Raw genomic sequence first — 265 nt, forward strand, 5'->3', positions numbered from 1 at the left:
GTCGCCAGAACTTAATGTGACGTGGAGGTCGCCCTGGTCAATGGATGGGATGACTTCGGGCTGTCCATGGGGATACAGCTCGAAGTGTGGTCCAAGCTCCCGAGCTCCGGCCCAATGAGTAGCTTCGATGGCGATGATACCAGGTGATGAAGCAGAGATGTCGAGGGTCAAAGCCGACACATCGATAGCCTCCATGCGATTGCGAACTTGCCTGGTGGGACAGAGCAGATGGACGGTCCTACCGTCATTCCTGATCTCGGTATTC

The 265-nt window shown here is 55.8% G+C and carries 1 protein-coding gene; it reads right to left on the reverse strand.

The window, feature by feature from the left end:
* A partial coding sequence (locus MN204_RS20830) for a hypothetical protein (protein ID WP_249872957.1) occupies nt 1-180 on the reverse strand: 180 nt, incomplete at its 3' end.
* Between the last annotated feature and the right edge of the window lie 85 nt (nt 181-265).

The organism is Oceanobacillus saliphilus (assembly GCF_023522835.1).
GTDB classification, from domain to species: domain Bacteria; phylum Bacillota; class Bacilli; order Bacillales; family Amphibacillaceae; genus Oceanobacillus; species Oceanobacillus saliphilus.